The 8,379-nt window shown below is 70.7% G+C and carries 8 protein-coding genes; 6 read left to right on the plus strand and 2 right to left on the minus strand.

The features are described 5' to 3' along the window. The 6 genes from mltG to RWP81_RS11685 all read left to right on the plus strand — a co-directional run. The coding region (mltG, locus tag RWP81_RS11660; protein WP_314456274.1) for an endolytic transglycosylase MltG at positions 1-1,268 on the plus strand (1,268 nt) is incomplete at its 5' end. Next, complete coding sequence (locus RWP81_RS11665; protein WP_314456276.1) at positions 1,235-2,098, plus strand: shikimate dehydrogenase; 864 nt, start codon at positions 1,235-1,237, stop codon at positions 2,096-2,098. The genes mltG and RWP81_RS11665, both read left to right, overlap by 34 nt. A gap of 4 nt (positions 2,099-2,102) precedes the next feature. Continuing rightward, positions 2,103-3,329, plus strand: coding sequence for a chorismate synthase (gene aroC, locus RWP81_RS11670; protein ID WP_314456278.1), 1,227 nt, complete (start codon positions 2,103-2,105; stop codon positions 3,327-3,329). Further along, entirely contained in the window at positions 3,316-3,867 is a 552-nt protein-coding gene (locus RWP81_RS11675; protein WP_314456280.1) for a shikimate kinase, read from the plus strand. Before aroC ends, RWP81_RS11675 begins: the two co-directional genes overlap by 14 nt. Continuing rightward, positions 3,864-4,940, plus strand: a complete 1,077-nt coding sequence (gene aroB, locus RWP81_RS11680) for a 3-dehydroquinate synthase (RefSeq protein WP_314456282.1) — start codon at positions 3,864-3,866, stop codon at positions 4,938-4,940. The genes RWP81_RS11675 and aroB overlap by 4 nt, the downstream gene beginning before the upstream one ends. Before the next feature lie 108 nt (positions 4,941-5,048). Continuing rightward, a complete protein-coding gene (locus tag RWP81_RS11685; protein ID WP_314456285.1) occupies positions 5,049-5,585 on the plus strand; it encodes a GNAT family N-acetyltransferase in 537 nt (178 codons plus the stop codon). 319 nt (positions 5,586-5,904) lie between these two features. On the opposite strand, the gene RWP81_RS11690 is transcribed toward RWP81_RS11685, so the two are convergent. Then, the gene (locus tag RWP81_RS11690; RefSeq protein WP_314456286.1) at positions 5,905-7,224 is read right to left on the minus strand and encodes an MFS transporter; all 1,320 of its coding nucleotides are present in this window, start codon (positions 7,222-7,224) and stop codon (positions 5,905-5,907) included. A 13-nt stretch (positions 7,225-7,237) separates the two neighbouring features. Beyond that, the gene (locus RWP81_RS11695) at positions 7,238-8,131 is read right to left on the minus strand and encodes a shikimate dehydrogenase (protein ID WP_314456288.1); all 894 of its coding nucleotides are present in this window, start codon (positions 8,129-8,131) and stop codon (positions 7,238-7,240) included. Positions 8,132-8,379: the final 248 nt, after the last annotated feature.

Here is an 8,379-nt window from a genome sequence, read left to right on the forward strand (position 1 = left end):
GCACACCGTCGCGCGACGTCGAACCCGCACGCGAGCCCGCTCTCGTGGGTGCCGGTGCCGGTGCCGCCTCCGCCGCCGCATCGCCGGCCCCGGGGTCTGCGGCATCCGGATCGCTCGAACAGCTCTTCACGGGTCAGACCACCACGCACGACATCGGCCAGCCCGCGCCGCAACCGTCGCGGACGCGCCGCCACGTCGGCCGGTGGATCGCCCTGGCCGTCGTCGTGCTCCTGATCGGCGGCATGGTCGGCGGCGGCATGGCGCTGTGGAACACCTACGGCGATCGGGTGCAGGCCTTCCTCGGTCAGGAAGAACCGGTCGACTTCGAGGCGGGCCAGGCCACCGGCGAGACGCGCGTCACGATCGTCGCGGGAGACACCGGAGAATCGGTGTCACCGAAGATGTTCGAAGCCGGTGTCACGAAGGCGTCGAACTCGCTCTACAAGTACATGGTCGACAATTCCGTCGCCTTCACGTTCCAGCCCGGCGTTTACAAGCTGCAGCAGCAGATGACCTCCGAAGCCGTGCTCGCCGCCCTCCGCCTCCCCGAGAACCGCCTCGATTACTCGGTGCAGTTGCGCGAGGGACTGACCCTCGCGCAGTCGCTAGGCCTCATCTCCGAGCAGCTCGGCCTTCCACGCGCCGACCTCGACGCGGCCGTCGCCGACCCTTCGCAGTACGGCGTGAGCGCCACGACTCTCGAAGGCTGGATCTTCCCCGCCACCTACGACTTCGACGAGGGTGTGACCGCCGCGCAGGTCATCGACACGATGGTCAAGCGCACCATGCAGTCGCTGGACACCGCGGGCGTACCCGAGGGCGACCGCGAGCGGATCCTCATCATCGCTTCGATCATCGAGCGCGAAGCGCGAAGCAGCGAAGACTTCTATAAGGTCTCGCGGGTCATCGAGAACCGCCTGCAGCCCTCCAACCAGGAGACGTTCGGCAAGCTCGAGATGGACTCCACGGTGCAGTACGGCGCCGGAGAGATGGGCAGCGGAACGGTCAGCACGTCCGAAGAGGCGCGCAACAGCGACAACCCGTGGAACACCTACATGTATCCGGGCCTGCCGATCGGACCCATCGCGAACGCGGGCGATCTCGCCATCGACGCCGCGATGAAGCCCGCCGACGGCCCGTGGTTGTACTTCGTCACGGTCAACCTCGACACCGGCGAGACCGTGTTCACCTCGACCTACACCGAGCATCTGGCGGCCGTCGAGCAGTGGCGGGCGTGGTGCGCCGACAACCCGAACTCGGGATGCTGACCGGACCCACGCGCCTGGCCGTCTGGGGCGACCCGATCGCGCACTCGCGGTCGCCCCGGCTGCACGCGGCGGCATACGGCGTGCTCGGGCTCGAGTGGGAGTACGGGCGCCGGCAGGTTTCGGTCGACGCATTCACCGGTCACCTCTCGGGATTGGATGCCACCTGGCGCGGTCTCTCGCTCACGATGCCGCTCAAGACGGTCGCCGCACGAACGGCCCGCTCCCTCGACGAGGACGCGCGTCGGACGGGCGCGGTCAACACCTTCCTGCTCACCGACGACGGCCCCCACGGCTTCAACACCGACGTCGGGGGACTCGCCCGCGCGCTCGGGGAGATCGGTGTGCACTCACCGGGCGCGGTGCGCGTGCTCGGCGCCGGGGCGACGGCCACGTCGGCGGTCGTCTCCGCCGCGCGCGTGGGTGCGGATCTCATCGAGGTACGCGCACGCCGCCCGGAAGCCGCCGAATCCCTCCGCACGCTCGGCGACGCGCTCGGCGTCGAGGTGCGCATCCGCGCGATCGACGACGACAGCGTCGACCCGGTGGATGCCACGATAGCGGCGCTACCCGGAGGGACCGATCTCGGCCCGGTCGCCGACATCCTGGCATCCGGGTCCGGTCCTCTCGTCGACGTCGTCTACGGCGGATGGCCGACGCCGCTCGCCCAGGCGTGGAGTCGTGCCGGCGTCGCCGCGCACGATGGCCTCGGCATGCTGCTGCACCAGGCGCTCCTGCAGGTGCGCGTCTTCGTCACAGGCGACCCGGGGCGGCCGGTTGTCCACGAGGACGCGGTGCTGGCCGCGATGCGCGCCGCGCTCGTGGGAGACTAGGGGAATGCTTCGCGTTCTCACGGCCGGCGAGTCCCACGGCCCCGAACTGATCGCCCTCATGGAGGGGATGCCGGCCGGCGTCCCCGTCTCTTCCGCGCAGATCCGCGCCGAACTCGCGCGCCGCCGCCTGGGTTACGGTCGCGGGTCGCGGATGAAGTTCGAGGAAGACGAGCTCACGCTCTCGACCGGTATCGTGCACGGCTTCACGATCGGGAGCCCGATCGCGCTGCGCATCGGCAACACCGAGTGGCCGAAGTGGACCGAAGTCATGAGCCCCGAGCCGATCGAGCTGTCCGACCGGTCGCGCGGTCGCGGTGCCGCCCTCACGCGGCCGCGTCCGGGGCACGCCGATCTGGTGGGTATGCAGAAGTACGGCTTCGACGAGGCACGTCCGATCCTCGAGCGCGCCTCCGCCCGCGAGACCGCGGCGCGCGTCGCCCTCGGCGCCATCGCGCGGTCGTTCCTGAACGAGCTCGGCATCCGCCTCGTCAGCCACACGCTTTCGATCGGTCCGGTGCGCGTGCCCGACGACGCCGCCTTCCCGACCCCTGACGACGTCGACGTGCTCGATGCCGACCCGTTGCGCTGCTTCCACCCCGAGACCAGCGCCGCCATGGTGGCCGAGGTCGACGACGCCAAGAAGGCCGGCGACACGCTCGGCGGCATCGTCGAGGTGCTCGCCTACGGCCTGCCGCCGGGACTCGGTTCGCACGTGCAGTGGGATCGACGACTGGATGCCAAGCTCGCCCACGCCCTGATGAGCATTCAGGCCATCAAGGGCGTCGAGGTCGGCGACGGCTTCCTCACCACGACCCGTCGCGGGTCGCAGGCCCACGACGAGCTGTTCGCCACGGGGGAGGGCATCACGCGCTCGTCAGACCGCGCGGGCGGCACCGAGGGCGGAATGTCGACCGGCACGGTGCTGAGGGTTCGCGCCGGTATGAAGCCCATCGCCACGATCCCCAAGGCCCTTCGCACGGTCGACGTCGCGACCGGCGACACCGCTGCCGCCCACCACCAGCGTTCCGATGTGTGCGCTGTACCGGCCGCCGGCGTCGTCGCCGAGGCCATGGTCGCCGTCACCCTCGCCGACGCCGTGCTCGACAAGTTCGGCGGCGACAACATCGTCGAGACGCGTCGCAACCTCGAGACCTACCTCGCGAACCTGCCCGAGACGCTGCGCACCGCCGACGCGTCCGACGCGGGGCTCCTCGCGCATGACCTCGCCTGAGGCCGCTCCCGACGCGGCGCCCGGGTCGGCCGTCGTGCTCATCGGACCGATGGGTGCGGGCAAGACCAGTGTCGGCCGCCGCGTCGCCCGCGCGCTGGGTACGCCGTTCACCGACACCGACAAACTCGTCGTGCGCGACCACGGGCCCATCCCGGCCCTCTTCGTCGCCCACGGCGAGCCCCACTTCCGTGCCCTCGAACGAGAAGCCGTGGCCGAAGCCCTCGCCCGCGGCGGAGTCGTCGCCCTCGGCGGCGGGGCCGTGCTCGATCCGGTGACCCGCGAGCGGCTCACCGCGCATCGCGTGGTGCTGCTGACGGTGGCGCCGCACGTCGTGGCATCCCGGATCCACGGCGATGAACGCCCGTTGCTGGGCGGCGAAGACCCCGTTGCCCGCTGGCAGCGCATCTACGACGAACGGCGGTCCGTCTACGAGCGGACCGCCGACATCACCTTCGACACGTCGTCGGGACCGCTCGTGCGCGTCGTCGACGACATCGTGGCCTGGGCACGCCGTGTGCCGGCCGGAGAGACGGCATGACCGACACCACCACCATCAGCGTCGCCGGTGATGCCGGCTACGACATCACGATCGGCCGCGGACTGCTCTCCGCGCTGGGTGAGAAGCTGCCCGCAGCGGCCCGCAAGGTGCTCGTGGTGCACCCGCCGACCCTGGCGAAGCAGGCCGAGGCGTTGCGCGCGCAGCTCATGGGCGACCGTCAGGTGCTGCTCGCCGAGATCCCCGACGCCGAGGCCGGCAAGCGCGTCGAGGTGGCCGCGTTCTGCTGGCAGGTGATGGGCCAGGCCGACTTCACGCGCACCGACGTCGTCATCGGCTTCGGCGGGGGATCGGTCACCGACCTCGCCGGTTTCGTCGCCGCGACCTGGTTGCGCGGCGTGGCGCTCGTGCAGGTACCGACCACGGTGCTCGGAATGGTGGATGCCGCGGTGGGCGGTAAGACCGGGATCAACACGGCCGAGGGCAAGAACCTCGTCGGCGCGTTCTGGCCGCCGACCGCCGTGATCTGCGACCTCGACCTTCTCGACACGCTGTCGAAGAACGAAGCGACCGCCGGGTTCGCCGAGGTGGTCAAGGCCGGTTTCATCTGGCATCCGGAGATCCTCGACCTCATCGAGGCCGATCCCGAGGGCGTCGTCGACCCTCGCGGCGACGCGTTCCGCCGGTGCATCGAACTGGCCATCGACATGAAGGCCCGCGTCGTGGGCGAAGACCTGCGCGAAGCGGGCCTGCGCGAGGTCCTGAACTACGGCCACACGCTCGGCCACGCGATCGAGCACGCCGAGCGCTACCGCTGGCGTCACGGTGCCGCGATCTCGGTGGGCATGGTGTTCGCGGCCGAGCTGTCGCGCTTGGCCGGGCGCCTCTCCGACGACGTCGCTCAGCGTCACCGCACCGTGCTCGAATCGCTGGGACTGCCGACGACCTACCGTGCCGGGGCGTTCCAGACGCTGAAGGCGACCATGCAGCGCGACAAGAAGAGCCGCGGCGCGATGCTGCGTTTCATCGTGCTCGACGACCTCGCGCGTCCGACCGTGTTGCAGGCCCCCGACGAGTCGCTGCTGTTCGCGGCGTACCAGGAGGTCGGCGCGTGAGCACGGCTCGACGGGGCGCTCCGGACGTGAGCGGTGGGGCCGGGGCGTGAGCAGCGCTCCGGGCGCCGCCAGACGTCACGCCCCGCGCGATCGGCGACAGAGCAGGACATGAGCGTCGTCGTGCGCCGGGTGCGCGCCGGGGAGGGCGCTCGCGTGCGAGAGCTGCGACTGCGTGCCGTCGGCGACCCTGCGGCATCCATCGCCTTCCTCACCACCCGGGCGCAGGAGCTCGCGCGCGACCGGACATTCTGGGTCGAACGAGCCGCGCGGGGCGCGACCGGGGAGTCAGCGGCTATGTTCGTCGCCGAAGACACCGACACGTGGGTCGGGTCGGTGACCGTCCTCGTGCGGCGCGCGGGCGACCTGGACCACACGGGTCGGCGGCTCGCCCAGGATCGCGCCGATGTCGTGGGCGTGTACGTCGCGCCCGAGGCGCGGGGGTCTGGCGCGGTCGACGCCCTCCTCGACGCCGCCGCGGGGTGGACCGCCGATCAGGGCTTCGAGACGCTCTCGCTCGATGTTCACGTCGACAACGTGCGCGCGCAGGCCGTGTACCGCCGTGCGGGATTCGTCGAGACCGGCGAGACCTTCACCGGTCCGATCGGGACAGAGCTCGCGATGGGAAGGTCCCTGCATTCACTCTGACCGGAGGGCGCCCGTCGGGATGCCCCGGACCAGCCGCCGCCCCGATATTTCGGGTCAGTCGCCGCCCCGACGCCACACGCCCTGGACGCTCGACGTTCAGAACCCCTGCTGCGCAGGCCGTGGCATCCACCGTCTGTCCGCGCAGGGAGGCACGAAACTCGCAGGATACGTCCCGAAACCTGCGAGATCCGCGTAATACTGCGGGGATCGCCCCGCACCCGCCCCGGCCCGGCCCGCCCCGTCAGTCCGCTTCGAGGCGGAGTGCGACGAACGCCGAACGGCCCCGCCTCTCCAAGAGACGGGGCCGTTCGCGTTCCGATCAGACGCCCGCGGGGACGCGTCCCTCGGCCCGCAGCCCGAGCTGGTCGGTGGGGACATTCTTCGTCTCCCGGGCTGTCAGGGCGCTCACCGAGGCGATGATCGCGATGACCGCGGTGAAGATGCTGATGACGACCCAGCCGCCCGCACCGCCGCCACCGAGGGCGGCGACGATGCTCGGCGCGAACCCGGCCATGAGGAAGCCGAGCTGCGTGCCGATCGCCATTCCCGAGAAGCGCACACGGGTGCTGAACATCTCACCGTAGAACGACGGCCACACGGCGTTGGCCGCGGCGTATCCGCAGGAGAACGTCAGGATCGCCAGGCCGAAGGTGAGCAGGTCGTTCCCGGCGCCCATAGACAGCATGTAGAACGGCATGAACACCGCCGACGACAGCGCGCCGTAGATGAAGACGGGCTTGCGGCCGATGCGGTCGGCGAGCCTGCCGAAGAGCGGCTGCGTGAACAGCGCGACGACGTTGGCCACGACGACGAGCCACAGCGTCACGCTGGCGGCGAGACCGACCTCCTTGCCGTAGGCGATCGCGAGCGTACCGAAGACGGTGGAGACCGCGGCGATGAAGGCGCAGAAGATGACGCGCAGCACGTCGCGCCAGTGGTTCGTCAGCAGGGGCACCAGCGGCATCCGGGCGATCTGGCCGGTGGCCTTCGCCTGCTCGAACTCGGGAGTCTCGTGCAGGCTCCGGCGGATGAAGAACGCCACCACGACGACGACCGCGCTGAGCCAGAACGGCACGCGCCAACCCCACGAGAACTTGATGTCATCGGGCAGTGCGACGACGGGGATGAAGATCAGCGCGGCGAGGATCTGGCCGCCCTGCGTGCCGGTCAGCGTCCACGACGTGAAGAACGAGCGACGCGTGTCGGGGGCGTGCTCGAGGGTCAGCGACGACGCCCCGGCCTGCTCACCGGCCGCCGACAGGCCCTGGGCGAGGCGGCACAGCACGAGAAGGGCCGGGGCGAACCAGCCGATCTGCGCGAAGCCGGGGAGGCAACCGATGATGAAGGTCGACAGACCCATCAGCAGCAGGGTGAACATCAGCACCTTCTGGCGCCCGATGCGGTCACCGAAGTGGCCGAGGATGACGGCGCCGAAGGGGCGCGCGATGTAGGCGAACCCGAAGGTCGCGAACGACATCACGAGGGCCGCCTGGTCGCCCGAGGGGAAGAACACCGTCGGGAAGATGAGAGCGGCGGCGGAGCCGAACAGGAAGAAGTCGTAGTACTCCACGGCGCTGCCCATGAAGCTGGCCGTGGCCGCCTTCACGGGAGTCTTCCGCGTCGTTGCGGTGGTGGTCATGAACGGATGCTCCTTAGCGGGCGACGGCCGGTCCGACGGTGGTGTCGGCGGCGACGAGGTCGAGGAAGTGGGTGGTCATGCGGTCGGGGTCGGGTCGCGTCCCCGTGATGAGGGCGAACGCGTCGACGGCCTGGTGGACCGCCATGCGTCCGCCGCTGAGGGTGCGGCAGCCGCGCTCGCGCGCGGTGATCAACAGTTCGGTGTCGAGCGGGCGGTAGACGATGTCGGCGACCCAGAGCTCCGGACGCAGCAGGGCGGCGTCGAGGGGGAGTCCCGGGTGCTCGGCCATGCCGATGGGGGTGCAGTGCACGAGACCGTCGGCGCCGGCCAGCACGTCCGCGAGCCGGTCGGGCGCGGCGGTGTCGACGACGGCGAGCGGATGCCGTGACGCCAGGTCGTCGGAGAGGGCAGCGGCGCGCACCGGGTCGAGATCGACGATGCTCAGCCGCGCGGTGCCCAGGCGCAGCAGCGCATCGGCGACGGCCGAGCCCGCACCTCCCGCACCGAGCTGGACGACGTGCCGGGTGTCGGCATCCGGAAGCCCGTCGACGAACGCGGCGGCGAAGCCGGTGGTGTCGGTGTTGTGGCCGACACGCCCGGTGGGAGTGAACAGCACGGTGTTGACCGCGCCGAGGGCGGCGGCGACCGGGTCGATGCGGTCGAGGTGGGCGAGCACGCTCTGCTTGCAGGGGTGGGTGACGTTCACGGCGTCGTACCCGAGGCGCTCGGCCCAGGCGAGGACGTCGCCGATGCGTTCGGGGTCGATGCCGAGGGCGGTGAGGTCGAGCGGGCGGTAGACGTACGTCATTCCGAGGGCGCGCGCTTCGGCCATGTGCATCGGCGGGGTGAGCGAGGGGAGGACCCCGGTGCCGATGAGGCCGACGAGGTAGGGATGCGCGTCGATCACGGTACTCCTTCGTGTCCGTGGGTCCGGCTATGTACTAACCGGTACGTTCAGAGGAAACCATGAGCGGGGCGCGCTGTCAACGACGACTTCGGGATGCCACGCGGTCGACGCCCGACGCGAGTCGCGCTGCGCCGGCGCCTCGCGGGTCGTGCCGTCGAGATCCCGCCGCACGCACGCGGGGCGTCGACTGTCCAAGACACGCCGCGTCGCGCCGGCGCCCGCGGCGTGTCCTGGACGCTCACCAGCGG

The sequence above is a fragment of the uncultured Microbacterium sp. genome, assembly GCF_963521695.1.
GTDB lineage: Bacteria > Actinomycetota > Actinomycetes > Actinomycetales > Microbacteriaceae > Microbacterium.

Bases quoted from the DNA above. Each gene is read 5' to 3' on its own strand.
- aroC (WP_314456278.1), top strand. From the start codon at position 2,103: ATGCTTCGCGTTCTCACGGCCGGCGAGTCCCACGGCCCCGAACTGATC.
- RWP81_RS11685 (WP_314456285.1), top strand. From the start codon at position 5,049: ATGAGCGTCGTCGTGCGCCGGGTGCGCGCCGGGGAGGGCGCTCGCGTG.
- RWP81_RS11675 (WP_314456280.1), top strand. From the start codon at position 3,316: ATGACCTCGCCTGAGGCCGCTCCCGACGCGGCGCCCGGGTCGGCCGTC.
- aroB (WP_314456282.1), top strand. From the start codon at position 3,864: ATGACCGACACCACCACCATCAGCGTCGCCGGTGATGCCGGCTACGAC.
- RWP81_RS11690 (WP_314456286.1), bottom strand. From the start codon at position 7,224: ATGACCACCACCGCAACGACGCGGAAGACTCCCGTGAAGGCGGCCACG.